Annotated in this window: 24 protein-coding genes; 11 read left to right on the forward strand and 13 right to left on the reverse strand. The window is 68.7% G+C overall.

Going from position 1 to position 25,521, the window contains the following annotated elements; all coding sequences use genetic code 11:
• Positions 1–253 precede the first annotated feature (253 nt).
• The 3 genes from EV653_RS04110 to EV653_RS04120 all read right to left on the reverse strand — a co-directional run bounded on the left by EV653_RS04110 (position 254) and on the right by EV653_RS04120 (position 3,733).
• Positions 254–1,954, reverse strand: coding sequence for an HNH endonuclease (locus tag EV653_RS04110; protein ID WP_238159554.1), 1,701 nt, complete (start codon positions 1,952–1,954; stop codon positions 254–256).
• 228 nt (positions 1,955–2,182) lie between these two features.
• Positions 2,183–2,608, reverse strand: a complete 426-nt coding sequence (locus EV653_RS04115; protein WP_134098083.1) for a hypothetical protein — start codon at positions 2,606–2,608, stop codon at positions 2,183–2,185.
• A 294-nt stretch (positions 2,609–2,902) separates the two neighbouring features.
• Positions 2,903–3,733, reverse strand: coding sequence for an alpha/beta fold hydrolase (locus EV653_RS04120; RefSeq protein ID WP_134098085.1), 831 nt, complete (start codon positions 3,731–3,733; stop codon positions 2,903–2,905).
• 41 nt (positions 3,734–3,774) lie between these two features.
• Here EV653_RS04120 and EV653_RS04125 point away from each other — a divergent pair, with 41 nt between their 5' ends.
• Positions 3,775–4,239, forward strand: coding sequence for a MarR family winged helix-turn-helix transcriptional regulator (locus tag EV653_RS04125; RefSeq protein WP_202871474.1), 465 nt, complete (start codon positions 3,775–3,777; stop codon positions 4,237–4,239).
• Between the two features lie 67 nt (positions 4,240–4,306).
• On the opposite strand, the gene qcrB is transcribed toward EV653_RS04125, so the two are convergent.
• From qcrB to ctaE, 4 genes are read right to left on the reverse strand one after another with little or no spacing between them, the layout of a single operon-like run.
• A complete protein-coding gene (gene qcrB / locus EV653_RS04130) occupies positions 4,307–5,971 on the reverse strand; it encodes a cytochrome bc1 complex cytochrome b subunit (protein ID WP_134098087.1) in 1,665 nt (554 codons plus the stop codon).
• Positions 5,972–5,976: 5 nt separating this feature from the next.
• Positions 5,977–7,032: a cytochrome bc1 complex Rieske iron-sulfur subunit gene (gene qcrA / locus EV653_RS04135; RefSeq protein WP_134098089.1), complete on the reverse strand. Its 1,056-nt coding sequence runs from the start codon at positions 7,030–7,032 to the stop codon at positions 5,977–5,979.
• On the reverse strand, positions 7,025–7,894 hold the full coding sequence (qcrC, locus tag EV653_RS04140) for a cytochrome bc1 complex diheme cytochrome c subunit (protein WP_134098091.1): 870 nt from the start codon (positions 7,892–7,894) through the stop codon (positions 7,025–7,027). Before qcrC ends, qcrA begins: the two co-directional genes overlap by 8 nt.
• Positions 7,891–8,604 carry an aa3-type cytochrome oxidase subunit III gene (ctaE, locus tag EV653_RS04145; protein ID WP_202871475.1) on the reverse strand — a complete coding sequence of 238 codons (714 nt, stop codon included), beginning with the start codon at positions 8,602–8,604 and terminating at the stop codon, positions 7,891–7,893. The genes qcrC and ctaE overlap by 4 nt, the downstream gene beginning before the upstream one ends.
• A gap of 31 nt (positions 8,605–8,635) precedes the next feature.
• On the opposite strand from ctaE, the gene EV653_RS04150 reads away from it, so the two are divergent.
• Genes EV653_RS04150 through trpD form a run of 3 tightly spaced genes read left to right on the forward strand, consistent with a single transcriptional unit; the run spans position 8,636 to position 11,062 of the window.
• On the forward strand, positions 8,636–9,553 hold the full coding sequence (locus tag EV653_RS04150; protein WP_134098094.1) for a cytochrome c oxidase assembly protein: 918 nt from the start codon (positions 8,636–8,638) through the stop codon (positions 9,551–9,553).
• 45 nt (positions 9,554–9,598) lie between these two features.
• Positions 9,599–10,018, forward strand: coding sequence for an Rv3143 family two-component system response regulator (locus EV653_RS04155; protein WP_134098096.1), 420 nt, complete (start codon positions 9,599–9,601; stop codon positions 10,016–10,018).
• 3 nt (positions 10,019–10,021) lie between these two features.
• Positions 10,022–11,062: an anthranilate phosphoribosyltransferase gene (gene trpD / locus EV653_RS04160; RefSeq protein WP_134098098.1), complete on the forward strand. Its 1,041-nt coding sequence runs from the start codon at positions 10,022–10,024 to the stop codon at positions 11,060–11,062.
• Positions 11,063–11,103: 41 nt separating this feature from the next.
• On the opposite strand, the gene EV653_RS04165 is transcribed toward trpD, so the two are convergent.
• Positions 11,104–11,802, reverse strand: a complete 699-nt coding sequence (locus EV653_RS04165; RefSeq protein WP_238159556.1) for a hypothetical protein — start codon at positions 11,800–11,802, stop codon at positions 11,104–11,106.
• Between the two features lie 465 nt (positions 11,803–12,267).
• On the opposite strand from EV653_RS04165, the gene EV653_RS04170 reads away from it, so the two are divergent.
• The gene (locus EV653_RS04170; protein WP_134098100.1) at positions 12,268–12,507 is read left to right on the forward strand and encodes a hypothetical protein; all 240 of its coding nucleotides are present in this window, start codon (positions 12,268–12,270) and stop codon (positions 12,505–12,507) included.
• 541 nt (positions 12,508–13,048) lie between these two features.
• Here the strand turns inward: EV653_RS04170 and EV653_RS04175 are convergent.
• The 4 genes from EV653_RS04175 to EV653_RS04185 form a co-directional block, all read right to left on the reverse strand.
• On the reverse strand, positions 13,049–15,058 hold the full coding sequence (locus tag EV653_RS04175) for a hypothetical protein (protein WP_134098102.1): 2,010 nt from the start codon (positions 15,056–15,058) through the stop codon (positions 13,049–13,051).
• Entirely contained in the window at positions 15,055–15,219 is a 165-nt protein-coding gene (locus tag EV653_RS40955) for a hypothetical protein (RefSeq protein WP_166679282.1), read from the reverse strand. The genes EV653_RS04175 and EV653_RS40955 overlap by 4 nt, the downstream gene beginning before the upstream one ends.
• Positions 15,220–16,259: 1,040 nt before the next feature.
• Positions 16,260–16,547, reverse strand: a complete 288-nt coding sequence (locus EV653_RS04180; RefSeq protein ID WP_130380065.1) for an Lrp/AsnC family transcriptional regulator — start codon at positions 16,545–16,547, stop codon at positions 16,260–16,262.
• A 19-nt stretch (positions 16,548–16,566) separates the two neighbouring features.
• Positions 16,567–17,358, reverse strand: coding sequence for a helix-turn-helix domain-containing protein (locus EV653_RS04185; RefSeq protein ID WP_134098104.1), 792 nt, complete (start codon positions 17,356–17,358; stop codon positions 16,567–16,569).
• Positions 17,359–17,442: 84 nt separating this feature from the next.
• On the opposite strand from EV653_RS04185, the gene EV653_RS04190 reads away from it, so the two are divergent.
• Complete coding sequence (locus EV653_RS04190) at positions 17,443–17,853, forward strand: hypothetical protein (RefSeq protein ID WP_134098106.1); 411 nt, start codon at positions 17,443–17,445, stop codon at positions 17,851–17,853.
• Here the strand turns inward: EV653_RS04190 and EV653_RS04195 are convergent.
• Positions 17,850–19,643 carry a DEDD exonuclease domain-containing protein gene (locus EV653_RS04195; RefSeq protein WP_134098108.1) on the reverse strand — a complete coding sequence of 598 codons (1,794 nt, stop codon included), beginning with the start codon at positions 19,641–19,643 and terminating at the stop codon, positions 17,850–17,852. The two genes, EV653_RS04190 and EV653_RS04195, sit on opposite strands and share 4 nt — an antisense overlap.
• Before the next feature lie 183 nt (positions 19,644–19,826).
• On the opposite strand from EV653_RS04195, the gene EV653_RS04200 reads away from it, so the two are divergent.
• From EV653_RS04200 to EV653_RS04220, 5 genes are all read left to right on the forward strand, one after another.
• The gene (locus EV653_RS04200) at positions 19,827–21,134 is read left to right on the forward strand and encodes an NYN domain-containing protein (RefSeq protein ID WP_134098110.1); all 1,308 of its coding nucleotides are present in this window, start codon (positions 19,827–19,829) and stop codon (positions 21,132–21,134) included.
• Positions 21,135–21,216: 82 nt separating this feature from the next.
• Positions 21,217–21,474 carry a hypothetical protein gene (locus tag EV653_RS04205; protein WP_202871476.1) on the forward strand — a complete coding sequence of 86 codons (258 nt, stop codon included), beginning with the start codon at positions 21,217–21,219 and terminating at the stop codon, positions 21,472–21,474.
• 215 nt (positions 21,475–21,689) lie between these two features.
• Positions 21,690–22,745, forward strand: coding sequence for a C40 family peptidase (locus EV653_RS04210; RefSeq protein WP_134098113.1), 1,056 nt, complete (start codon positions 21,690–21,692; stop codon positions 22,743–22,745).
• 86 nt (positions 22,746–22,831) lie between these two features.
• Positions 22,832–24,277 carry a hypothetical protein gene (locus tag EV653_RS04215; RefSeq protein WP_134098115.1) on the forward strand — a complete coding sequence of 482 codons (1,446 nt, stop codon included), beginning with the start codon at positions 22,832–22,834 and terminating at the stop codon, positions 24,275–24,277.
• Entirely contained in the window at positions 24,270–25,514 is a 1,245-nt protein-coding gene (locus EV653_RS04220; RefSeq protein WP_134098117.1) for a M48 family metalloprotease, read from the forward strand. The genes EV653_RS04215 and EV653_RS04220 overlap by 8 nt, the downstream gene beginning before the upstream one ends.
• Positions 25,515–25,521 lie beyond the last annotated feature (7 nt).

Consider the following 25,521-nt stretch of genomic DNA (forward strand, 5'->3'; position numbering starts at 1 on the left):
GACGGCCTAGTAGCGAAGGGGATGCTCTGTCAGCCTGCCGCCGGGCTTGCCGGGCTGCCGAGGCGACGGCGTACTCGTCGTCGAACGGGACCAGACCGCCCGCTTCCCGTAAGACGGCCTAGTAGCGAAGGGGATGCTCTGTCAGCCTGCCGCCGGGCTTGCCGGGCTGCCGAGGCGACGGCGTACTCGTCGTCGAACGGGACCGGACCGCCTGCTCCCTGTAAGACGGCCTAGCAGCGAAGGGCATGCTCTGTCAGCCTGCCGCCGGGCCTGCCGAGGCGAAGGCAGCTGCTTCCTGGAGGATCGCGGCGTCGGCTCTCCACCGGGATCGGAGAGTTGATGGCGCGACGGAACCACTGACGGAACCACCGACAGGATCCCTTGCGGGATCGCTGGCAGGATCCCTGGCAGCATCGCTGGCGGTGGGGCAGCTGGTCGGGCGGTGGGTTGCGGGGCTAGGTCCGACCGGAGGGTGCGCGCGTCGACGGTACCGTCGCTGTGAGGTGGGCGGGGGATCGGTCCAGGTGGGGCGGGTCACGTGCACGGCGCCGTTCGTGATGGAGACGGTCCAGTTGCCGTGGTGCAGATCGATGTCGTGGCGGCGGCAGAGGAGGACGAGGTTGGAGACCTTCGTCTCGCCGCCGTCGATCCAAGACACCAGATGATGGGCGTCGCACATGATCGGTGGCGCGCCGCAGATCACGCAGCCTCGGTCGCGGGCGTTGAGGGCGCGGCGGATGGCGCGAGTGACGAGTCGCTCGGAGCGGCCGACGTCCAGTGGTTCCGAGTTCGACCCGAGGACCAGCGGGATGATCTTTGCGTCGCAGGCGAGGCGCCGGACGGTGGCAGCCGAGAGCCCGTCGCCATACACGAGCTGCCCATCCGCGTCTGCCGTAGCCGCCTTCAGATCCTCGAAGTCGATGGTCACCGTCAACTGCGCCTTGGCCCCCAGCCCCGGCACTGCGCCGACGGCGGCCTCACCCATCAAGCCGGCTCCGGACGAAAGGCGGTCCGCCGACTGCCCGGCCTCGGACGACGGGCGGTCTGCCGACTGCCCGGCGCCGGAGGACGGATGGTCTGCGGACTGCCCGGCCCTGGACGACGGACGGGCTGTCGTCTGGCCGGACTCGAGTGCGGCGGCCGCGATGCCGAGGGTGGCGGTTAGGGCGTCGGCCTGGCGCTTGTCGCGGAGGCGTGGGTCTGGGTCGCCGTCGACGGTCTTGTGGGGGCGGGCGCCGGCGTGGATCAGGGTGCGGAGCAGTTCGGCGTTCTCGTTGGCGAGGTAGCCGCGGAACTTCACTCCGCGATACGCGGGCGTCAAGGTCAGCGACTCGCGGTCGTACGCCTTGAGCTCCTCCGGCTCGGGGCCGTCGGTATCAAGGATGTCCCGCATCTGGTTGCCCGCCTGGCGAAGCTCACCCGGCGACATGTGTGCGGCCAGCTTCACCAGCTCGCGTTCGGCCGCGTCGCGTTCGTCGATCGGCACGTGGGCCGGAACGCGCTTCAGCGCGGACACGATCGCGTCTGCTTGCGCAGGCCGCAGCAGCCATGCGCCAGCGTCCACAGCGTCCGCCTCGGCGACAGCATCTGCCTCGTCGCCAGCGTCCATAGCGTCTGGCTCGTCGACAGCGCCCAGATCGTCGGCGTGTCCGAGGGCATCTGGTGACGCGGCCGTCCGCTCAAGGGCAGCGGACACAGCTGGGTACTTCGACAGCGCCTGTACGAGTCGGAGCGTACGGCGGGCCGTCGACGCGTCCAGGCGGTAGCGGAAGCGCAGGAGCTCCGCTGTGTCCCGAGCGCCGAGCTCAGCGGCGTACCCGCTGCTCTCGATGGTGGCGACCACACCCAACCGGTAGGACTCCAGCCGGGCGATCTCGGCGTCCACTGTGTCGAGAGTCGACAGCAGTTCGCCGCCGCCCATCGACCACGCCGGCCGCTCGCCCAGGAGTTCCATACCTCGACCCTAGGCGGCACCGCCGACGATCCACGAACCAGAATCCCCTTATTCTGTGGGCAATTCGTGGGCCCACACAGTCAACAGACCGTCGAGCACCTTCTCCGCGTGGACGGCCGCCCACAAGGAAGGTCCGGCGCTGTCCCGAGTGGAGGCGGGGAGATGGGCAAGCGCACCTCGGGGTGTCCGGCCCAGCCCATTCGACTGAGAAAAGCCCCTTCCCGGTCCTTACGCTTTGGCAGCGAACCGTGCCAGCTGGGTCCAGTCCTCCATCGCGGTCGTCAGGAGTTTCCTGACAGCAGTCTTCGCCTGCTCAAGAGCGAGATCGATGAAGCATTGGCAGCGACGGAGGTCGTCGTCATTCAGTAGGCAGAGCAGGATCCCGGTCACTTGCACACCTCGGGCCGCAGCGACGGCTTTGCCATCGAATGGAAGTGGAATGTGCTCGATCAGCTCCCGCGCGAACCGCTTCGCCAGCCCCTCCAAACCCAAGAGAGCAAGAATGCCGCCGCCGACCCACCCGGCTAACTCGTGTGCCTTGTCCTTGGCGGCGAGGATGAACTTTGCGACGTCCGCGAGCGCGGTGCAGTGACGTCGGCGCGCTGTCGACCTTCTTCCGCTTTGCCGTCGACAGACTGCTGTACGAGCGCTCATGCGACCGGCGTGCCTTCTGTCGAGTGCGTGAGCGTCCAGTGCTGCGCTTCGAGGTACGACGTGGTGGCTTCCGGCGCTGCGGCGGCTGTCTGTCGATCGAGCCCGGGTAGACGCCGTAGGCCGTCGCTTGGAAGGCCTCTGGCTGGTGACCGGAAGATTCTTATGACGCCAGCAGCGCATGCCCTCCTGGCTGACCGGATTCCTGCAGCGGCGGCCGTTCGGCTTGATCCACCTGCACCTGGCCACATTCCAATGGTCAGATATTGAGCTCTGGACTACATCGAAAGCGGCGTGTCACTGAGCGTGATCGAGGAACTTCCCGAGCTCAGGTAGCAGCTCCTCTGCGTGGAGGGACGGAAGCGAGTGGTGTGTGGCGGTCTCGAGTTGTACGACGGTTGACCCCGGCGATAGAGCCGTGACGCGGCGAGCCAGCCGGGCGGGGTCCTGGCTCTTGCTGTGGCCGGCGACGAAGACCAGGGGAGTGATGGTTCGCAGTTGGTTGTCGGCGGGGCGTTTGGGGCGGACGAAGGGGGTTGAGGGTTGCTCGGCGGCCAGGCCGGCCAGTTCGAGGACCTGGGGGTCTACCGGGAGGCCCTGGATTTCCCAGCGGAGGAAGGAGATGCTGCGAGCCCGGGAGGGGCGTAGGAGGCTCGGTAGGGCTCGGAGGATGTAGGGGAGGCGTAGGCCGACGTAGCAGTCCGTGGGGTCGACCAAAGCCAAGCGGTCGACGCGTTCCGGGTGGGCCAGGGCATAGGTCAGTGCGCTCCAGGCGCCGTACGAGTGACCGCAGAAGGCTGCCCTGTCGATGCCGAGGCCGTCGAGGACGTTCGACAGCCAGGTGTGCAGGTCGGCTGGGGTCTTCGGCGTACGGCCGGTGTTGGTACTGCGGCCGGCGTCGACGATCAGGTCGATCGCGTACACCCGGTACCGCTCAGCGAGCCGCGGCGCGACGCTGAACCAGATGGGCGAGGTCGCGCCGTGCCCTGGAAGCAGTACGACGGGCGGGCCGTCCGCGGGTCCGCAGGCGTTGACGTGCGTCGTACCGAACTCGTCGGTCAGCTCGAGCTGCTCGACCGGTACGTCCCAGCGGGTGAGGAGAGCGTCGTACGCGTCCTGGAAGGCCATGTCGCCGAGAATAGCTCACTGAGTGAGGTAATCTAGTGGGCATGCGTGAAGGAGTGATGCCGGCCGACCCCGAGCAGGCCGCCGCGCTGGAGCTGGTGCACCGGCTGCGGGACATCGTGCTCAGGTGGGAGCTCGCCATCGGGGAGTTCGCCAGGGCGACTGGGCTGCACGCCACCGACGTACGCGCGCTGGTGAGCCTCCTGGACGCCGAACGGGCCGAGGTCGAGGCCACGCCCAGCTGGCTCGCTCAGCAGCTCGGAATGACCTCTCAGGCGACGACAGCCGTCATCCGCCGCCTCGAGGCCGCCGGGCACGTCGAACGCCTCAGAAGCCGCACAGACGGCCGCAGTACTCGCCTCCAGGTCTCCGACAGTGCTGTCGACCTCGGCTGGCAGTTCTTCGGCCCGCTCCTCGACCGCATGATCGCCACGACCCGGACCCTCGACCCGGACCAGCAGAAGCTCGTGAAGGGCTACCTGACCGCGGTCTCCGAAGCACTGGGATAAAGGAAGCTGGGATAAACGATAGGGCCCCGGCGACTGACTGCCGGGGCCCTATGCGTTCGGTACTGCGTCAGCTGCGGTCGCTGGTGACCTCGCGGTAGGTCTCCGTGTCTTCCGTCAGCTCGTGGATCTCGTCGGGGTCGTGCGCGTGCTCGTGCGCCTCTTCGAGCTCCTGTGCGGTCGGCTTCTGCACCGCGTCGGCGAAGTAGAAGCGGGACAGTGCGGCGCGGGCCTTGTGCAGCGCCCGGCGCGGGGCGCGTACGCCGTTGTCGTCGGTCTCCGGACCGATCTCGTGGGGCAGGACGCGGTCCCGTGCGGTGAGCGAGTACGCCTCGTACGTCGAGATCGGCTGGTGCTTCTCGGTGTACTTGCCCTCGGGCGAGCGCACGATCACACCGGTCTCGAGGCCGTGGGTGAGCCGCTCGTAGTCGGCCCGCTGCAGCGAGATCGCCCAGCGGCGCGCCACCATGAAGGCCAGGATCGGCCCCAGGATCACCGCGAACCGCAGGAACCAGGTCACGTTGTTCAGCGAGATCCCGAAGTGGGTCGCGATCAGGTCGTTACCGCCACCGATCCACAGCAGGGCGTAGAAGGTGATGAACGCGACGCCGATACCGGTCCGGGTCGGGACGTCCCGCGGCCGGTCCAGCAGGTGGTGCTCGCGCTTGTCACCGGTGATCCAGCCCTCGATGAACGGATACAGCGCGACCAGCGTGACGAACGCGGGCGGGATGATCAGCGCCGGGATCAGCAGGTTCCAGCTGAGGGTGACTCCCCAGAAGTGCGACTCGAAGCCGGGGAATATTCGCACCGAGCCTTCCAGCCAGCCCATGTACCAGTCGGGCTGGGACCCTGCCGTCACCTCGGCGGGGTTGTACGGCCCGTACAGCCAGACCGGGTTGATCTGCATCAGCGCGCCCATCAGGGCGGTGATTCCGAAGACCACGAAGAAGAAGCCGCCGGCCTTGGCCGTGTACACCGGGAACAGCGGGTAGCCGACCACGTTCTTCTGCGTCCGGCCGGGCCCGGCGTACTGCGTGTGCTTGTGGTACACGACCAGGAACAGGTGGGCCGTGACGAGGGCCAGGATGATGCCCGGTATCAGCAGCACGTGGACGATGAAGAATCTCGAGACGAAGTCGTCGCCCGGGAACTCGCCGCCGAAGATGAAGAAGTTCATGTACGTGCCGACCACCGGTGAGGCCTGGATCATGCCGTTGGTGATCCGCAGACCGGTGCCGGACAGCAGGTCGTCGGGGAGGCCGTAGCCGATGAAGCCCTCGACGATGCCGAGGAACAGCATTCCGAAGCCGATCAGCCAGTTCAGCTCACGCGGCTTGCGGAACGCGCCGGTGAAGAACATCCGGAGCAGGTGCACCATCATCGCGGCGATGAACAGCACGGCCGCCCAGTGGTGGATCTGCCGGACCAGCAGACCGCCGCGGACGTCGAAGGTGATGTCCAGCGTGGAGGCGTAGGCCTCCGACATGTGCAGACCCTTGAGCAGGCTGTAGGAGCCGTTGTACTGGACCTCGGCCATCGACGGCTTGAACCAGAAGGTCAGAAACGTGCCGGTCAGGATCAGGATGATGAAGCTGTAGAGCGCGATCTCGCCGAGCATGAACGACCAGTGGTCGGGGAAGACCTTCCGCAGGTTCTTCTTGCCGATCTTGGCGATGCCCAGGCGGTCGTCGATCCATTTGACCGGACCGGGAAACTCTGTGTTAGCGGACATGTTTGTCACCCTCGTTCCCAGAAGCTCGGGCCGACCGGCTCGTGGAAGCCGCTCTGCGCAACCAGATAACCCTCGCTGTCCACTGCCAACGGTAGCTGAGGCAGTGGCCGGGCCGCAGGGCCGAAGACGACCTTGGCGCCGTCAGCCAGGTCGAAGGTCGACTGGTGACAGGGACAGAGCACGTGGTGGGTGGTCTGCTCGTACAGCGAGATCGGGCAGCCGACGTGGGTGCAGATCTTCGAGTAGCACAGGATGCCGTCGACGCCCCAGTTCTCCCGGCCGGGCTTGGTGCGGATCTCGCTCGGCTTGATCCGGACCACGATCACCGCGGACTTGGCCTTGGCGTTCTGGTACGCCGTCGGGTCCTCCTCCTGCAGCGGGGCCAGGTTGGCCGGCGCCGCGTTGACCAGCTGGCCGACGATCATGTCGGACGGCTTGATCGGGCGGTCGGTGACGTCGTTGACGACCCGGATGCCCTTCGCCCAGATCGTGTTGTACAGCGCCCGGCCCGGCAGCGGACCGAGGTCCCGCAGGAAGATGATGGCCGGCAGCCCGAGCACGCCCAGGGCGCCGATCAGCGAGTTGCGGATCATCTTGCGCCGGCCGAAGCCGGACTCGGCCGTGCCCTGCTTGAACGCCTCGGTGATCTCGGCGATCTGCTCCGGCGACGAGTGCGCCGGGTGCCGGTCCTCGGAGATCTCCTCGTCGACCATCAGCTTCTTGGCCCACTGGATCGCGCCGGCGCCGATCAGGAACAGCGCCAGCCCGATGCACAGGCCCATGACCATGTTGTTCGCGTTGCCGGACAGCGGCCCGAACTGGAGGATCGAGTCCCGCGGAATCGCGAAGTACGCCACACAGGCCCCGAGCACCAGCAGGGTGGCCAGGCCGAACATGGCGGAGACCTGCCGCTCGACGCGGTCGGCGGCCTTCGGGTCGATGTCGGTGATTCGCGGTTCGTGCGGCTCCAGACCGGGGTCCGGAATCGGCTCGGCCACCTCGACCGCGCCGTGGTGCTCGCCGTCGTCCTTCACCGCCGGAAGGTTCTTCTCGTCACTCATGAGCCTTCGCTCCCTTGGCCTTGACGCCCTTGGCGCCGATCCAGACCGCTACGCACACCAGCAGACCGATGCCGACGAGCCAGCCCCACAGACCCTCGGACACCGGGCCGAGCCGGCCGAGGCCGAAGCCGCCCGGGTCCTTCTGGGTCTGCAGTGCCTTCAGGTAGGCGATGATGTCGGCCTTGTCCTGCGGCTGCATGACCTGGTCGGAGAAGACCGGCATCTGCTGCGGGCCGGTCAGCATGGCCTCGTAGATGTGCTTCTCACTGACGCCCATCAACGACGGCGCGTACTTGCCGTTCGGCAGCGCGCCACCGCGACCGGCGAAGTTGTGGCAGGCCGTGCAGTTGGTGCGGAACAGCTCGCCGCCGCGGGTGATCTGCTCGTCGGTGGCCTTGCTCACGTCGTACGAGTCCTGCGCCGGGACCGCCGGGCCGGGGGCCAGTGAGGCGATGTAGGCGGCCAGGGCCTCGATCTCCTCCTGCGAGTACGCCGGGGTCTTGCGCGGGATCTGCGCGCCCGGCTGCATCGCGGGCATCCGGCCGGTGCCGACCTGGAAGTCGACCGCGGCGGCGCCGACGCCGATCAGCGACGGGCCGGCCATCTTGCCCGCGCCGTTCCCGCCGCCCTCGGCGTTCAGGCCGTGGCAGCTGGAGCAGCCGACCGCGAAGAGCTTCTTGCCCTCTTCGATCTGCTGGGACTGGGCCGAGTTGTCCGCCACCGCGTCGTCAGGGGCGAAAGCGGCGTACGCCGAACCCACTGCCAGGAGGCCGAACAGGAGCACGACGAGGCCGGCGGACCGGTGCCGTCGTCGCGCGGAGAGAAAGCGCGCCGGTGACAAGGAAGATCTCTTCTCACTCATTTGAGCAGGTAGATGGTCGCGAACAGGGCGATCCAGACCACGTCGACGAAGTGCCAGTAGTACGACACGACGATCGCCGAGACGGCCTGTTCGTGGGTGAACTTTCGAGCCATGTACGTCCTGGCCAGGACGAACACGAAGGCGATGAGGCCGCCGGTCACGTGCAGCGCGTGGAATCCGGTGGCCAGGTAGAAGACCGAGCCGTACGCGTTGGACGAGATCGTCAGGCCCTCCTGCACCAGCCCGGTGTACTCCGTCACCTGGCCGGCGACGAAGACGGCGCCCATCACGTACGTGAGGATGAACCACTCACGCATGCCCCAGTTGCGCGGATTCGCCAGCGAGCCGATCCGGCCCACCTTGCCGTGCTCGGCGGCGAACACGCCGGCCTGGCAGGTGAACGACGACGCGACCAGGATGAACGTGTTCACCGAGGCGAACGGCACGTCCAGGTGCTCGGTCATCGCCTGCCACAGGGTCTGTGTCCCCGGAGCGGCGGCAGCGGTCGTCACCGACCGGATCGTGAAGTACGCCGCGAAGAGTGCGGCGAAGAACATCAGTTCGCTCGAGAGCCAGACGATCGTGCCGACACTGACCATGCTGGGACGGTCGTGGTGTCCGTGTTCACGAGACGCTGGGAGCGCGGTTGCAGTGGCCACGCGGTCATTATGTCGGTCCTCGCGTTCGGCGCTACGACCACCCCCGTGCATGTCGTGAACCGGGTGTTCCTACTGTGGAAGCGTGCTTCCCCTCCACGCCACGCCCGGCGACCAGATCGAGCCGCTGACGCCGGTCCGGTTGCTGACGGCATGGACCTTCGAGCCGGTGTTACTCGGCGTGATCATCGTCCTCGGCGGCCTCTATCTGTACGGCGTCCACAAGCTGCGGAAACGCGGTGACACGTGGTCCCGGGCGCGGACGTTCGCGTTCGTCGGACTCGGGCTGGGGAGTGCCCTGATCGCCACCCAGTCGGCGCTCGGCACCTACGACACGGTCCTGATCAGCGTGCACATGGTGCAGCACATGATCCTGTCGATGCTGACGCCGCTGATGATGGCGCTCGGCGCGCCGATCACGCTGGCCCTCCGGACGCTGCCGCAACGGCCCCGGAGATGGTTGCTCTCCGTGTTGCACTCGCGGATCGCCAAGGTGCTGTGCTTCCCGTTGATCGGCTTCACGCTGTTCGTCCTGAGCCCGTGGGCGCTGTACTTCAGCGGCTGGTACGACGCGACGCTGCACTCCGCCGTACTGCACGACTTGTTGCATGTGCACTTCATCCTGGTCGGGTCGCTGTTCTTCTGGCCGCTGCTCGGACTGGACCCGGTGCCGGGCCGGGTGATCTACCCGTTCCGGCTGATGCTGACGTTCCTCACGCTGCCGTTCCACGCGTTCCTCGGGATCACGATCATGTCGGCCAACAAGCTGATCGCCGAGGACTGGTACACCAGCTTCGGACGGTCCTGGTCGCCGTCGCCGCTGCGTGACCAGTACATCGCCGGCGGTCTGTTGTGGGGCTCGGGTGACCTCGTCGGGGTGGTGTTCTTCGCCGTGCTGTTCGTCCAGTGGGTGCGGGAGTCGCAGCGCGAGGCACGCCGCGAGGACCGGCGCCTGGACCGGTTGGAGGAACAGGCTCGCCGGGCCGAACAGTCGCCCCGGTAGCATTCCGGGTGTCCAGTCTTCTTTGAACAAGCTTGGGATGGATCGATGAGTTCAGAGCGTCCGCTGAAGGTGCTGCTCTACAGCGACGACCGTACGACGCGGGAGTCCGTCCGGCTGGCCCTCGGCAAGCGTCCGGCAGCCGATCTGCCCGAGCTCGAGTACGTCGAGTGCGCGACCGAGCCGGCCGTGATCAAGGCCATGGACAAGGGCGGGATCGACCTCGCCATCCTGGACGGCGAAGCGGTTCCGGCCGGCGGTCTGGGCATCGCCCGGCAGCTGAAGGACGAGATCTACCAGTGCCCGCCGATCCTGGTTCTCACCGGCCGTCCGCAGGACGCGTGGCTGGCGACCTGGTCGCGGGCCGAGGGCGCGGTCTCGCACCCGATCGACCCGATCCGGATGGCCCAGGTCACCGCGGACCTGCTCCGCCAGCGGCTGTCCAAGCTGCCCGCCACCACCGCCTGATCCATGGCCGCCTACACCTGGCCTCAGGTGCTCGGGCCGCTGTTGCGGCGCGAAGACCTGGAGGCCTCCGCCACTGCGTGGGCGATGGAGCAGATCCTGTCGGGCGCGGCGACGCCGGCGCAGCTGGCCGGGTTCGTGATCGCGCTGCGCTCCAAGGGCGAGACGGTCACCGAGGTCGAGGGCCTGGTCGCGACCATGCGCGACTTCGCCACCAGGATCACCGTGCCCGGCCGCACGCTCGACGTTGTCGGCACCGGCGGTGACCAAGCCCACACGGTCAACATCAGCACGATGTCGGCGATCGTCGCGGCCGGCGCCGGGGCGAAGGTCGTGAAGCACGGCAACCGCGCGGCCTCGTCCGCGTGCGGCGCCGCCGACGTACTCGAGGAGCTGGGGATCCCGCTAGACCTCACCGGGCCGCAGGTGGCCGAGGTGGGGGAGCGGGTCGGGATCACATTCTGCTTCGCGGCGGCGTTCCACCCGGCCCTGCGCAACGCCGCGGTGCCGCGGCGGGAGCTCGGCGTACCGACGACGTTCAACCTGCTCGGTCCGCTGGCCAACCCGGGCGATCCGTCCGCGCAGGCGGTCGGGGTCGCGGACGGGCGAGTGGCCGGGCTGATGGCCGGCGTACTCGCGCGGCGCGGGATCGACGCGCTGGTGTTCCACGGCGACGACGGCTTGGACGAGCTGACCACGCGTACGACGTCGCAGGTGTGGGTCGTCGGCGGCGGGAAGGTCGAGGGCCCGGTCACGCTCGATCCGCGCGAGCTGGGGATCGAGCCGGTGTCGGCGGATGCGTTGAAGGGCGCGGACGCGGCGTACAACGCGAAGGTCGTCAGGGCGCTGGTCGACGGCGAGCCGGGGGCGGTGCGGGACGTCGTACTGCTGAACGCCGGGGCCGCGCTGGCGGCGTACGCGCCGGAAGAAGGTTCTGTGACGGCGCGGATCCGGGCCGGGATGGACCGGGCGGCCGAGGCGATCGATTCCGGTGCCGCGAAGGACGTGCTGGACCGGTGGATCGCTGCTTGCGCTTCGGTGCGCTGAGTGTGATGAAGGGCCGGCGGGGGTGACCCGCCGGCCCTTCATCATTTGTTGATCGCGATCTGGCTGACCTTGTAGCGCCACACGTTCTGCCAGGCGGGGGTCGAGCCGGCGATGTCGGCGATCGCGACGTCCGCCGTACCGTCGCCGCGGTCGATCACCGCGATCATCACAGTGGAGTAGGTCTCGGCCAGCATCGGCACCTTGACGACGACCTTGGCGACGAGCTCGTGGCCGGGGTGGCCGTTGACCGTGATCGCCTTGTGGGTCGTGCCCTTCATCACCTGTGCGTCCTTGTCGTACAGGCTGATGATCGCGCGTGAGCCGATCTGTACGGCGGCTTCCTTCAGGCCGGCCGCGGTGTTCTTGTACGGGATGTCCGGCGGGAGCTGGCCGAAAGCCGTGTAGTTGCCCCAGGACGCGCCCTTGCCGTTGTAGTTCTTGTGCACGGTGAGCCAGATCGCGGCGCCGCCCCACAGACCGGTGGTCTCGCCGTAGTTGCCCCACGCCGAGCTCATGATCGGCATCGTGTCGTTGTTCGACGCAACCATCGCGGTCCCGAGCACCTTGCCGTACGGCGTCGGCGTCTCCGAAGGCTTCACCGACGGGCTGACAGTCTCGATCGACTTCCCACCCGACGGCAGCGCAACCGGACTGACCGCGTCGGCCTTCGACCAGATCCACCCGACGCTCAAACCTGTAGTCGCCAGCGCCGCCACAACCAGCACAATCGCCCCAACCATCCGAGCCCGCCCACTAATCCCAGGCAGCGCTCCGTTCCCGACGTCTCCACTCCCACCAGGCAACCGCCCAGCAACCCGAGAACCACCCGCGCGAGCTGCATGCGAGCCAGCTGCTCCGGCGCGCACGTCCGCGCCCTGCCCACCCGCGCCAGCAGCATGCGCACCGCCCGTGCCCACAGCACGCGAGCCGGCCGCTCCGGCGCTCAGCCCGGCTGCGCCGGCAGCATGTGCGGCCGCAGGCGCGATCGTCTGTCCGAGCGACGCTTGCCCGTTCCCGCCAGTCTGATGCGGCTGCCCGTGCTCAGGCCCAATAGCTTGCGTCTGCCACCCAACCTGCCGCGGCCCCCGCGACGGCGCACCTTGCGGCGGCCCCCACATCTGCCCACCCTGCGGCTGGCCGCCCGAGTGTCCACCTTGCGGTTGCCCAGGCTGCGGCTGTCCGAGAGGTGGTTGCGGCGGAGCGGCATGGCCTGGCTGACGCCCAGCGTGTGGCTGTGCAGTTTGCGGTTGCCCGACCTGCGGCTGCGCGGGAGGCAGTTGCTGAGGAGCGGCATGGCCAGGCCGGCGCTGCCCAGCTGGTGGCGGACCAACAGGTGGTTGCTGCGGATTTGGCTGGCCCGGCGGACGCTGGCCCGGCGGACGCTGGCCTGGCTGTGGTTGGGCGGCATGGGCCGGACGAGCGTGCGCCGGACCCGGTCCACCTGAGCGCGGCTGCCCGCCGCTCGGCGTACCTGCCTGGGTCTGGTTCGCCTGTGGGCCGGCCGCGAACGGCTGACCCGACGGCTGCTGACCGGCCCGCGGCTGACCGCCCTGACCCGCGCCCAGCGGACCTGGGTTCGGCTGTCCCGGGCCGACCTGACCCGCGCCCGGTTGACCGGCAGCTGATTGCTGGGGGGTGTACTGCGGGCCGCGCGGTGGGGCTGCGTGTTGTGCGCCCGCGCGCTGGGGGTTCGGCTGCTGGGCGGGTGGTTGCGCTGCCCACATCTGGCCGGCCTGCTGTTGTGGGTCTGCTGGCGGTGGGGGAGGTAGTTGCCAGCCCGGGTTTTGGGGGGCCGCGTGTTGGGGCCGAGGGGGAGGGGGCGGAGCGGGGGCGGGGGACTGGCCGAAGAGGGCATCCGAGGTGTCGGACGGGGCTTGGGGGGTGTTCTGCGCAGGCTGGATCCAGGGGTTGGCGACTGGGTCGCCGGGTGTGGGTGGTGCGGGGGGATCGCCGGCGCCGGGGCGGGGCGGGGTCTGGTCTTCGTTCTCAGCCAACGTTGATTCCCTTGTAGGCCTGGCTTTCGGCCGCCTTGAGGTCTGGGCGGTTGTTGGGGATGCCGCTGATGTAGGCGACCGCCGTACCGTCGCCGAGGTCGAAAACGGCCACGGTCAGCGTAAGCACTCGATCGGTCACTGCCGCCGACTTCGCGGTCACGGTTTGCTGGTAGAACCAGCCCGACTTGTTCGTCCGCTTCACCGCGCCGTTCGCGACCGTCCGGTACGTCGCGGGGATCGACCCGTACATGCTGGTCCGCAGCTGCCCGGACAGCGTCGCCGCGGTCGCCTTCGGGTCGCCGTTGAAGCCCGACCCGGTGCCGAGCCCGCCGACGAAGATGTCCGCGGTCCAGTCGTCGGCGCCGTTGACGTTCTCCTGCAGGACGATGTGCTGCCCGCTGGAGTCCAGCAGCTGCTGGACCAGACGCTTGCGGTCCGACCACGGCGGGTTCCGGCGCGGAAACGAGATCGCGTCCGAGGAGATGCGGCCGATTCCCTCGTGCAGCTTGGGGTTCTTCGACTGGCCGGGCTTGGTGCTGCTCTGGTTCGTCGGCGTGCCGCTCGATTGCGTCGGCGTACCGGTCGGGGTCGGATCGGCCTTCTTGTCGTCGCCCCCGCCGGTGATCAGCACGACAGCCAGGACGATCAGCAACACCAGCGCGATCCCGCCGCCAACGAACAACGGCAGCTTGGCACCGGACCGGCCGCCATCACCGCCACCAGAGCCCTTCGACTTCTTGGTCCCGACGCCGGTGCTCAGGTCGGTCTGCCCGCCCCACGCCTCGTTCTCGTCCTCACCCCACGCACGCGGCGCCTGCTGCTCCCCCCAAGCCTGCTGTACGCCGCCCTGCTGGCCGCCGTTCTGCTGCTCTCCCCAAGCCTGCGGCACGCCGGCTTGCTGGCCGCCGTCCTGTTCTCCCCAAGGCTGAGGTGCGCCGCTTTGCTGGCCGCCGTTCTGCTGCTCTCCCCAAGCCTGCGGCAGGCCGGCTTGCTGGCTGCCGTTCTGTTCTCCCCAAGGCTGCTGTGCGCCGGCTTGCTGGTCGCCGTTTTGCTGAACGCCCCACGGCTGCTGTTCGGCCTGCCCGTTGCCCCAGGACTGCGCGCCGTTCTGTTGCACGGGTGCCTGGTTCTGGTGGTTGTCGTCCCAGCTCGGCTCCGGCGCCCAGCCGTTGCTGGCCTGCTGGTCACCGTTCTGCTGTACGGGCCAGCTCTGCCCGCCCCACTGCTGATCGCCGGTCTGCTGACCGTTCTGCGTCTCGCCAGTCGCCTGCGGACCCCACGGACCCGACTCCTGCACCGCGTGCTGCTCACCAACAGCCCACCCGTTGTCCGCTGGCGACGCGTCGTTCCCCGCGCCACCCTGCGGACCCCAAGTCTGCTCAGCCCCCCAGCCCTGGCTCTGCCCAGCCTGCTCAGCACGCCAGCCCTGGCCCTGCTCAGCCTGGCCGGTGCCCCAGCTCTGACCTTGCTCGGCCCGCCCGGTGCCCCAAGCCTGCCCCTGCTCGGCCGGCCCGGCAGCCCAGCTCTGGCTCTGCTCGGCCTGCTCGGCGCTCCAAGCCTGCCCCTGCTCGGCCGGCCCGGCAGCCCAGCTCTGGCCCTGCTCAGCCTGCTCGGCGCCCCAACCCTGATCGGCCTGCGCGGCGCTCCAAACCTGCTCGGCTTGGGCGGTGCCCCAGCTCTGGCCGTGCTCGGGCTGCTGCTGGTCAGGCTGCTGCTCGGACTCGTGGGTGGATTGCTGTTGGGTTGGCTGGTCGGCCCAGAGCTGGACCGGTACGGGCTGTTCCTGCGTCGCGTCGTCGGCGTTCGGCACGGTCCACAGCGGCGCGGTCGGGTGGTCCGGGGTGTGCAGGTCCTCGTCGTCGCTGGCCTCGACGCCCCACGACGGCTCATCACTGGACTGCTGTTCCTGCTGGTCGCCTGCTTGGCTGCCCCAGTCCGGCTGCAGTTGCGCGGCAACCTCAGCCGCGTCCGCCGCCTGAACCTCCGCGTCCTGCTCAGTCACATTGGCAGCTGACCCAGCACCGTCCGCAGCCGGCCCAGCACCGTCGTCAGCTGACCCAGCGTTGGCACCTGGCTCAACATGGTCCGCAGCTGACCGAGCGTCGTCGGCGGCCGGCGCAGCATCGTGGATAGCTGGCCCAGCGTCGGCAGTTGGTCCAGCATCGTCCGCGGCTGACCGAGCATCGTCCGCGGCCGGCCCAGCGTTGTGGATAGCTGGCCTAGCGTCGTGCGCAGCTGGCCCAGCGTCGTCGGCAGCTGGTCCTGCGTCGTCCGCGGCCGGGACAGCGTTGTGGGCAGGCTGGACGTTCTCCTTTGGCGTCGGTGCGAATCTCGGTTGCTCCGTGAAGGTGACGTCCGACCAACCCTGTTCGCTCTGAGGCGTGGGCTCGGTTGGAGAAGGAGCGAGCTTGAGGGTCCAGCTGGAAGGTTCGTCGGTCTCGACAGTTGGTACGTCGGCAGCCGTCGTACCAAGCTCTGCCTCGAGCTCCTCCTCCGTGACGTCGCGCTGCGTCCAGTGTTCCGGGGGAGCAGGCGCGATCTCCGGTGCACCCCACGTCGCCCGGGCACGCTCGGCCGCACTAAGTCCCGCGGTCTGCGCAAGCTCCTCAGGAGTCACCGCACGCAGACGTGGTCCACCGTTCGCCTGTGCACCGTCGTCGGTCGGCTCGAGGTCCCAGAGTTGCGGAGTCGCCGTCGGCTGCCACCAACCACCAGACTCCGCCTGGTCGTTCTGAGACTCCTGCACGGACCGCAATCCAGGACCGGAAGCCTCAGCCGCAACCGACTCTCGCCAAGCCGATTCCCGAGCCGATTCCCGGGCCGTGTCCCGCACCGATTCCCGGGCCGTGTCCCGCGCCGATTCCCCAGCCGTGTCCCGCGCCGATTCCCGGGCCGAGCCCCGGGCTGACTCCCGCACCGATTCCTCGGCCTGTTCCGGGTGTTCGGCAGCGTTCTCCTGCTCGATTTCGGTCTGGTTGGTCCACTTCTCGCCGTTCCAGAAGCGGATGGTGTTCGGCTGGCCGGTGGGGTCGGGGTACCAGCCGGCGGGCGGATTGCTCATCCGCGTCCTCGCTCGGCTGCCGGCGCGAAGGCACGCCACGCAAACGCAGCAAGCACGCCGTTGTCGGCACGGAACTGGCCCCGGACGTTCATGTGTTCACCGTAACTTCAGCTCGTGTCAGTCGGACCGATCAGACCGGTCGTCAGACACCGTTCTCTTCGCCGAGGCTGAAGGCCGCCTCCAGGTCGTGGCTGGAGTACGCGCGGAACGCGATGTGCGTCTCGGTGCTGAGGACGCCGGGCACCCTGTTGACGTGCTCAGGGATGACCGTGGCCAGGTCGTCGTGCCGCGCGACCCGGACGAGCGCGATCAGGTCGAGCCCGCCGGTGACGGAGTACACCTCGCTGACGCCGTCGATCGCCGCCACCTGCTCGGCGACCTCCGGGATCCGTGCGACGTCGGCCTTGATGAACACGATCGCGGTGACCATGCCGTCCTCTCCTCGGAGCTCACACTTCAACCGGCTGAAGCATAGTGCGGTCGAGGCCCCGCAACGCGCTCGCCGTCGGTTCGTCCGCGGGCAGGAACGCCTCCATCCGCAGTTCCGACACCGTCACGTCGATCGCCGTACCGAACCTGGTCAGCGTGGTGATGAGGTGTAGGTCACCGTGCGGGGATCGCAGGTGGAGCGGTACGGCGAGACCCAGGTGGTCCGGCGCCGGCCGCGGCGGGACCAGGGCGGTGAGCTCGTGGATGAGGGCGTCGGCGCCGGGCGACGGGTTCTGCGCGGCCTCCCGGGCCAGCGCGTCGATGACGTGCCAGGACCATTGGGCGAAGTTGACGATCCGGGGAGCGAGACCGGCGGGATCCAGCAGCAGGCGGGGGATGTTGATCGGCGCCGTCAACAGGCGATCATCCACGTCGGCGGTGAGGATATGGAAGGCCTGGTTGGCGAGAACCAGATTGCCGTTGCGGTCCACGACGACCGCCGGATACGGGCGGTGGCCTTCGAGGATCGCCTCCAGCGCGGTGCGGATCGCGCCGAGACCAGGTGCGCCGTACGGCGTCTCGTCGTACGCCGGCGCGTAGCCACCGGCCACCAGCAACTGGTTGCGCTCGCGCAGCGGCACCTGGAGCGACTCGGCGAGCCGGATGATCATGTCCCGCCCCGGCGCCGATCGACCGCTCTCGATGAAGCTGACATGCCGCTGCGTCGTCCCGGCGCGGATGGCCAGCTCGAGCTGACTCACTCGTCGTCGGGTCCGCCACGTCCGCAGGCCCGCGGACAGCTCTGATGCCATACCGCAGTTCTAACGCACGCCACCGACAATCCATACCCAGCAGGGAATTGTCGGCTCAGCGGCCCGCCCGGCAAGGTCGTACCCATGAACAGCAAAGACCTCGCGAACCGATATGTAGCAGTCTGGAACGAGCCCGACACCGACGCCCGCCGCAAGGCGATCGAGGAGCTCTGGACGGAGGACGGCGTACACCTCCTCGAGCCGCCCGAGGAGATCGTCAAGCGCGCGACCGAGATCGGCGTCACCGCACACCTGGAAGCCCGTGGCCATGACGAGCTCGTACGGCGGGTCACCCGCGCGTACGACGAGTTCGTCGCACCCGGCCAGTACGAGTTCGTCCCGCACGGTGAGCCGGCCGCGCTCCGCGACCTGGTGAAGCTGCGCTGGGCGATGGTCCCGGCCGGCGGCGGAGAGGCCCTTGCCATCGGCATCGACCTCCTGCTGCTGGCCCCCGATGGCCGGATCCTCACCGACTACCAGTTCGTCGAGGTCTAACCGACGCGAGCAGGACCCAGCGGGCGGAGGTGGCGGCGGCGTTCGGTGGGGTGGTGGTGGGCGTCGGAGTGGGAGTTGTCGAGGCGGGTGAGGTGACGTCCGGCACCGCTGACCGGGCAGGTCCAGGTGCCGTCCATCTCGACCAGGCGGATGCCGGGGAGCTCGAGCCAGCGCAGGATCAGCTCGATTTCTTCCGGCGATGCCGCCGCCACCGGGCCGATACCCGGCAGCACGGTCTCAGCGGAAGCCCGGAGCATCTTGAGATGCGGGCGCGGGTCCGTGCCCCGCGGCGCGAACCCGGCCGCCGCGAGCCGACCGCGCCGGATGACGTGCAGCTCCCAGCCGCCGTCCTCGGTCCGCCGGGCCGCACAGATCTCGGCGCATCCGGTCACCGACGCCATCCGCTGCATCCGCGCCGAGCTCCGCACGAACGCGCTCAACCGATCCCGATGTACGGCGGCATCCTCGAACCGCTCGTCGGCCGACAGGAGGTCGATACGCCGGTCCAGCGCCTCGACCACAGGCGTCGGATCCACCGTCAGCGCAGTCCGCAGCGCGGCCACGAACTCGCCGTACGAATCCATCGAGATCCGCCCGTCGCACGGCGCCACGCAGCGACCCATCTCGGCCAGCACGCACGGCGACAACGAAGGGTGCTTCGACATCCGCGCGGTGCACTGCCGGATAGGGAACGCCTCGTGCAGCGCGGCCATCGCCCGCTCGGCCGTCTTCCGTGAGCTGAACGGGCCGAGGTATCCGGCGTCGTCGTCCCGCACCTGTTTGACCAGCGACAGCCGCGGAAACGGCTCGACCGTGACCTTCAGCCAATGCTGCCGCTCGGGGAACTTCGACCGCCGGTTGTACCGCGGCTTGTGCTCGGCGATCAGCCGCAGCTCGCGTACTTCGGCCTCCAGCGGCGTGCCGCACTCGATCCCGCGGACGCCGGTGGCGATGCCGACCATCTCGCCGATCCGGTTGCGGGTCTCGGAGGCGGTGAAGTACGACCGGACACGGGTGCGCAGGTCCTTCGACTTCCCGACATACAGCACCTCGCCGCGGTCGTCGGTGAACAGGTACACACCCGGTGCGTGCGGCAACGACTCGGCGAGGTGGCGCTTGGCCCGGACCGCCGGCGCGACGCGCGACGAGTACGTCTGGAGGTCCTCCAACGTTTGCACGCCCAACGACCCGACCCGCTCGAACAGCCCGTGCAGCACGTCGACGGTCGCCCGCGCATCCGACAGCGCCCGGTGGTTCGGCGTTACCGTGGTGCGGAACAGTTTGGCCAGCGTCCCGAGCTTGCAGTTAGGCGCCTCGTCCGGGGTGATCACGCGCCGCGCCAGCAGCGCGGTGTCGACGACGGCGAAGTCGGGCCAGTCGTATCCGTGCACGAGGCTCTCGTGCTTCAGGAAGCCCATGTCGAACGGCGCGTTGTGCGCGACCATCACGCACCCGTGCGCGAACTCCAGGAACGCCGGCAGCACCGACTCGATCCGCGGTGAGGTGGCAACCATCGAGTTCGTGATGCCGGTCAGCACGGCGATGAACGGTGGGATCGCCTCCGACGGGTTGACCAACGTCTGGAACTCGCCGATGACCTCGCCGGCCCGCACCTTCACCGCACCGATCTCGGTGATGCCACCCTCGCCGGGCGGATTACCCGTCGTCTCGAGGTCGACGACGCAGAACGTGATGGCGTGCAGCGGCGTGCCCAGGTCGTCGAAGCTGTGCTGCACACCGCGGATCGGCATCGCTGAATCCGTGGCCTGTGCACGCCCTGGGCTGGTCATGGTCACGACGCTAAGAGCCGCCACCGACAATTCCGCAGGTGACACGCCTGCGAGTCGACTAGGCTCTCTGTATGCGTACACAGGCGATCACTGCGAATCAGGGCCGCATGCCCGTTCGCTGTGGTCTGCGTCACTGGTCAAGCAACAGCTGCCAGATCGTCGTTCCGGCCGGACTGCGGACCGGTGACTGAGGCCGGCACCGCCGCGAGCTCCGCCGCTACGACTTTGCCTGAACCGGTCCGGCAACGCGTCCTGACCCTCGCCGCGCACGCACTCGGCCAGCTCCCTGCGACCGACATCCCGGCACCGCTGCGCCGGTTCGCCAGCTTCGCGCCGGCGAAACGGGCCAAGCTGTCCGCCTCGGTGCTCGGCCCGATCCTCGAGACCGACGAGCACTTCCGCAAGCTGACGGCCTTCGAGGTACGACGGGAGCACCCGGAGCTCGGCGACGCCGTTGCCGAGGGCGTACCCGTTCCCGCCGCCGATCCGGTCGAGGTGGCCGCACTCGCGTACCTGCTGCGCCCGGACGACTGGGAGCAGCGCATCGCAGCCGCCGCCCAGGTCCCGGTGGAGAACCCGCGCGCCGACGACGAGGCCGTCCACCGGCTGGCCGACCAGCTCGATCAAGCCCGCACCGAGACCCGTCAGGTCCGCGAACGTCTTCGTGAACAGGTCAACGAGCTCAAAGCCGAGAACGTCACGCTCCGCCGCAAGCTCAACGAAGCACGGCAGAAGATCACCGGTCTGCAGACCGATCTCGAGCAACGCACCAAGGAGGCCGAGACGGCCGACGAACGCGTCGATGCCGCCCGCGCCGAAGTTGAGCGGGAGCTGCGCAAGCTGCGGACCCGGATCACCGAGCTGGAGGCGGTCGAGCACGCGGCACGCCGTACCGCCGGACAGGAGCGGGAGCTCGCGTCGACGCGCACCCGGCTGCTGCTCGACACGTTGCTGGAGGCAGCGAGTGGACTGCGTCGCGAGCTGGCCCTGCCACCCGGGGGAGAGCTCCGTCCTGCCGACACAGTGGCCGGCTCTGAGCCCGAAGCGGCTCCGGTCGGACGTACGGCGCCTGAGGACGACCCGGCCTTGTTCGACGAACTGCTGGCGCTGCCGCAGGTGCACCTGATCATCGACGGCTACAACGTGACGAAGACCGCATGGCCGAACTCACCGCTGCATTCGCAGCGTCAGCGCCTCGTCACCGCGCTGGGTGCGTTGGTCGCGCAACGTCGCGTCGAGGTCACCGTGGTCTTCGACGGCGCCGAACTATCGGGCCCTGTGCAACTGAATCCGCCGCGCGGGGTGCGGGTGCGCTTCAGCCCGGCCGGTGTGATCGCCGATGACGTGATCCGGCAACTTGTCCGCGCCGAGCCGCCGGGCCGCCCGGTAGTCGTCGTCTCCACCGACCGCGAAGTTGCCGACAGCATCATCAAACTCGGCGCCCGCGCACTCTCCGCGAGCAGCCTCATCTCACGCATCGCTCGCACCTAGCAACAGAAAACTGTCGGCGGGGTTCTCTAGCGTCCTTCGTAGCCGGATGCAAGTCCGGGTGCTTCCCCACTTGGAGGATGTTGTGCTGATCGACTGCGACGCCTGTGCGATGAAGGGTCCCGGCTGTCAGGACTGCGTGGTGACGGTCGTCCTCGGATTCGCTGCCGAACGCTCCGGAAGTCTGCGGATCGACGACGACGAGATGGCCGCGCTGAACACTCTGGCCGATTCGGGCCTGGTGCCACCGTTACGCCTCGTACACGCCGTCAGCAGTGTCGAGCTCGATGCTGCTGCCCAAACCCCTTCCGGCGAAGGCGAAACGAGCGTTGGGTCGGGATGACTCTTCGTTAATTTTCGATCAAACCCGAGGGGCGAATTGCACTGGTCACGAAACGGTCACTACTGTTACGTCTCGTTGCCTCAGGGTGTCGGCTGTTCCGGCCGACCGGGCAACGGCAAGCCGAGGGAGTGATCCGGCGAAGCCGACGGACTGATCGTCCGCGGCGGGCCTGGTCAACGGGGACGGCGCGAGCAGAGGAAGGGACCGACCGGGCTGTGTCCATCGGACGCATCAACCGCACCAAGGGAATCGCCCTCGCCGCCATCACCAGCACCGCTGTCGCTGCGGGAGTGATCCTGATCCAGGGAGCGGCCAGTGCCGACCCCGCGCCCACGCTGGACGAGGCGAAGAAGCAGGTCGCCGAGCTGCAGCACCAGGCCGAGGTGTCCGGCGAGTCGGCGAACGACCTCCGCGGGCAGATCAGCGCCTCCGCCGTCAGGGTCAAGGCGCTGCAGACTGCGATCGCCAAGCAGCAGAGCCAGGTCGACGGTGTGAAGCGGCAGATCGGATCCCTCGCGGTCGCCGGCTACCAGACCTCGGGCATCTCCACGACGGCGCAGCTGCTGCTGTCGACGAACCCGGACCAGTTCCTCAGCCAGGCCTCCACCGCCCAGGCCTTCGCCGGCCAGCAGAACTCCGCACTGCGTCGCTACCAGGTCGCCCAGGGCAAGCTCACCGACCTGCAGGCCAGCGAGCAGACCGAGCTGGCCGCGCTGCAGGCCGTGCAGGCGAAGCAGGACGCGTTCAAGAAGCAGCTCCAGACCAACCTCGACAACGCGGAGAAGGTGCTCGACAAGCTCAGCGCCGCCGACCGCAAGCGGATCGAGGAAGAGAACGCCAAGGAGACGGAGAAGGCGGTCAGCGAGCGTCCGACCCGCGGCGGCGACCGGGAATCGAAGGATCTGCCGAACGTCCCGGCCAGCGGCCGCGCGGCGATCGCGGTGAACGCCGCTCTGTCCCAGCTCGGCGACCCCTACGTCTGGGGCGCCGACGGACCCAACTCCTACGACTGCTCCGGCCTGATGATGTACGCGTGGGGCAAGGCCGGCGTCTCGCTGTCGCACTCGTCGAAGGCGCAGACCGGTGAGGGCCGCCCGGTCAGCAAGTCCGACCTGATGCCGGGCGACCTGATCTTCTACTACTCCCCGGTCAGCCACGTCGCGATGTACCTCGGCAACGGCCGGATCGTGCACGCCCCGCGCCCGGGCAAGAGCGTCGAGATCGCACCGATGGACGAGATGCCGTTCAACTCCGCGGTCCGCCCGGGCTGACCTGCGCCCTTGACATACTCTGCGGCTCCGGGGGATCCCTCCCCCGGAGCCGATTCATGTGATGACGTAATCTCGGAGGAGGCCGGGTGTCCCGCCTGACTGGGGCAGGTGAGCAGCGAAGGGCCGAGGTGATCGACGATCAGGGCGATACGGTGCCGCTGCCAGTGATCCCGTCAGCCGGTGACCCACGGGAGCCGAGTGGCCACCGGCAAGCGCCGATCCTGAAGAAGGTCGCTCTCGGTGTTGCCGTCTGCCTCGTCGCCGGCGCCGGGTACGCCGGTCTGCGGCAGGTCGCCAACGCTCCCGCCGACCCGAACGGTTCGCCGGCGCACTCGCATCCGGCCACCTCGGCCTCGCCGGACCAGGCCGAGGCCGGCGTACGGCGGGCCGTCGCGGGCGAGGCCGTCCTGCAGAAGATGACCGACGCGGTCGCGAACGACGACCGCACCGAGTTCCTGGACACCATCGATCCGAAGGCCACGGACTTCCGGGGCAGCGCGCGGACGATCTTCTCGAACCTGACCACGCTCCCGATCAGCACATTCCAGTTGCGCTACGTGAGCGACGACGCCGGCGCCCTGACCCCGGACCGGCAGACCCAGCTCGGCGGGACCCAGTCCTGGCTGGCCCAGGTCGAGGTGTCCTGGCAGCTCTCCGGGTACGACGTGAAGCCGGCCCGCGAGACCCTCCCGGTGACATTCGTCACCCGCGACGGGACGACGTACGCCGCCTCGTTCTCGGAGCGGTTCGCGGCCGGGCAGCGGCGACCGGTGTGGGCGCTCGGCCAGGTCGAGGTGGCCAAAGGCAAGCACAGCCTGGTGGTCAGCCTCGATTCGGAGGCGGAAGCGAAGAGCTACGTGTCGGTGGCCGACAAGGCGGTCGAGTCGGTCAGCAAGGTCTGGGGCAAGAACTGGCGGCAGAAGGTGATCGTCTACCTGCCCGCCAAACAGTCCCAGATGGAAGGCATCCTCGGCGCCCAGCCGAACACGTACACCCAGATCGCCGCGGTCACGTTCGCCGAGCTGGACACGCCGGCCATCGGCGCGCCGGTGCGGATCGTGGCCAACCCGAAGCTGTTCGAGGAGCTCGGCAAGCAGGGGCGCCGGATCGTCCTGACGCACGAGACCACCCATGTTGCGTCCACCGCGACCGCTTCGCCGGTGCCGTTGTGGCTGGCCGAAGGTTTCGCGGACTACGTCGCTTTCACCGCCGTACCCGTGCAGGACGAGTCGGCGGCGAAGGAGCTGTTCAAGGCGGTCCGCGCCGGGAAGGTGCCGACCACGTTGCCGACGTCCGAAGCGTTCGCTGCCTCGGCGACGGATCTGCCGCAGGCCTATGAGTCGGCATGGCTGGCGTGCCGGTTGATCGCAGAGCACGAAGGACAGGCCAAGCTGGTGAAGTTCTACCGGGCCGTACACGCGTCGAAGAGTTCGACCGGTCTCGCGGACGCGTTCAAGTCGGTGCTGGGGATGACCGAGGCCGAGTTCGTCGCCGAGTGGCAGAAGTACCTCGAGAGGCTCGCCGGTGCCTGAGCCGGCCGGCCGGTCGGCTGCCTGGATCGCCGGAGGCATCCTCGCCGTCGCGCTCGTCTTCACGATCGCCGTCACGACTCCGTGGCACCTGATCGACCTGCCGAAACCCGACGCCACGCTCGACTTCACCACCGCCGAGATCGCCCGCCAGAACGCGTTCCGCCACGAGATCCTGCCGTGGTCGACGGCGTCCTGGATCATCTCGCTCGTGGTCCCGCTGGTCATCGGCTTCACCCCGCTCGGCCGTCGGCTGTACGACGCTCTGCACGTCCGGCTGTGGTTCATCGCCGTTCCTATCACGGTCGCCGGCGTGGTCCTGATCACGAGCCTGCTCACCGTCCCGACCGACGTACTCGCGGAGCGGGTCAGTCTCAAGTACGGCCTGTCGGTGGAGAACTGGCGGCTGTGGGTCTGGGACCGCGGCATCAACTGGGCCATCACCTCGCTCGGACTCGCGGTGGTTGCGGTCATCCTGATGGCGTTCGCGAAGATCTGGCGGCGGAGCTGGTGGTTGCCTGGGGCAATCGTTGCCGCGCTGCTCGTGCTCGGCGTCTCGTTCGCGTACCCGGTGCTGATCGAGCCGCGGTTCAACCACTTCACGTCGATGCCGGCCGGTGCCCAGCGCAACGAGTTCCTGCAGCTCGCCAAGCAGGACGGCGTACCGGTCAAGGACGTGCTGGTCGCCGATGCGTCGAAGCGGACGACAGCCTTGAACGCCTACGTCTCCGGCTTCGGCTCGACCCGTCGGCTTGTCGTGTACGACACGCTCCTCAAGGACACCCCGCCCGCGCAGGTACGGCTCGTCGTCGCGCATGAGCTCGGTCACGCGGCCGCGGACGACGTACTGCACGGCACGCTGATCGGCGTGCTCGGTACGGCGTTCGGCATCACGCTGCTGTACTTGCTGCTGGGGAACCGGATGGCCGATCCGCGGCGGGCCGCGCTGCTGGTCGCGCTGGTCGCCGCCGCGACGACGCTGGCGAGCCCGGTGCAGAATCTGGTCAGCCGGAAGATCGAGGCCCGCGCCGATTACCACTCGCTCCGGCTGACGAACGATCCGCAGAACTTCGTCGCGCTGCAGCACGACCTGGCCGTGCAGAACATCTCCGGGCTCGACCCGAGCCGCTGGCGGTACTGGATGTTCGCCGACCACCCGACCCCGCCGGAGCGGATCGCGATGGGCCGGGCCTGGGGGACCGAGAACGGCGACCCGGTTCCACCGCTGGTCAAGCGATGACGGTGCA

This window comes from Kribbella pratensis (assembly GCF_004365355.1).
Lineage (GTDB): Bacteria > Actinomycetota > Actinomycetes > Propionibacteriales > Kribbellaceae > Kribbella.

Coding starts and splice junctions, on each gene's coding strand:
- qcrC (WP_134098091.1), bottom strand. CDS start 7,894: ATGAGTGAGAAGAGATCTTCCTTGTCACCGGCGCGCTTTCTCTCCGCG.
- EV653_RS04190 (WP_134098106.1), top strand. CDS start 17,443: ATGAACAGCAAAGACCTCGCGAACCGATATGTAGCAGTCTGGAACGAG.
- EV653_RS04180 (WP_130380065.1), bottom strand. CDS start 16,547: ATGGTCACCGCGATCGTGTTCATCAAGGCCGACGTCGCACGGATCCCG.
- EV653_RS04165 (WP_238159556.1), bottom strand. CDS start 11,802: ATGGTTGGGGCGATTGTGCTGGTTGTGGCGGCGCTGGCGACTACAGGT.
- EV653_RS04170 (WP_134098100.1), top strand. CDS start 12,268: ATGGCCTGGCTGACGCCCAGCGTGTGGCTGTGCAGTTTGCGGTTGCCC.
- EV653_RS04185 (WP_134098104.1), bottom strand. CDS start 17,358: ATGGCATCAGAGCTGTCCGCGGGCCTGCGGACGTGGCGGACCCGACGA.
- EV653_RS04120 (WP_134098085.1), bottom strand. CDS start 3,733: ATGGCCTTCCAGGACGCGTACGACGCTCTCCTCACCCGCTGGGACGTA.
- EV653_RS04110 (WP_238159554.1), bottom strand. CDS start 1,954: ATGGAACTCCTGGGCGAGCGGCCGGCGTGGTCGATGGGCGGCGGCGAA.
- ctaE (WP_202871475.1), bottom strand. CDS start 8,604: ATGCACGGGGGTGGTCGTAGCGCCGAACGCGAGGACCGACATAATGAC.
- qcrB (WP_134098087.1), bottom strand. CDS start 5,971: ATGTCCGCTAACACAGAGTTTCCCGGTCCGGTCAAATGGATCGACGAC.
- trpD (WP_134098098.1), top strand. CDS start 10,022: ATGGCCGCCTACACCTGGCCTCAGGTGCTCGGGCCGCTGTTGCGGCGC.
- EV653_RS04125 (WP_202871474.1), top strand. CDS start 3,775: ATGCGTGAAGGAGTGATGCCGGCCGACCCCGAGCAGGCCGCCGCGCTG.
- EV653_RS40955 (WP_166679282.1), bottom strand. CDS start 15,219: ATGCTGGACCAACTGCCGACGCTGGGCCAGCTATCCACGATGCTGCGC.
- EV653_RS04195 (WP_134098108.1), bottom strand. CDS start 19,643: ATGACCAGCCCAGGGCGTGCACAGGCCACGGATTCAGCGATGCCGATC.
- EV653_RS04115 (WP_134098083.1), bottom strand. CDS start 2,608: ATGAGCGCTCGTACAGCAGTCTGTCGACGGCAAAGCGGAAGAAGGTCG.
- EV653_RS04155 (WP_134098096.1), top strand. CDS start 9,599: ATGAGTTCAGAGCGTCCGCTGAAGGTGCTGCTCTACAGCGACGACCGT.
- qcrA (WP_134098089.1), bottom strand. CDS start 7,032: ATGAGTGACGAGAAGAACCTTCCGGCGGTGAAGGACGACGGCGAGCAC.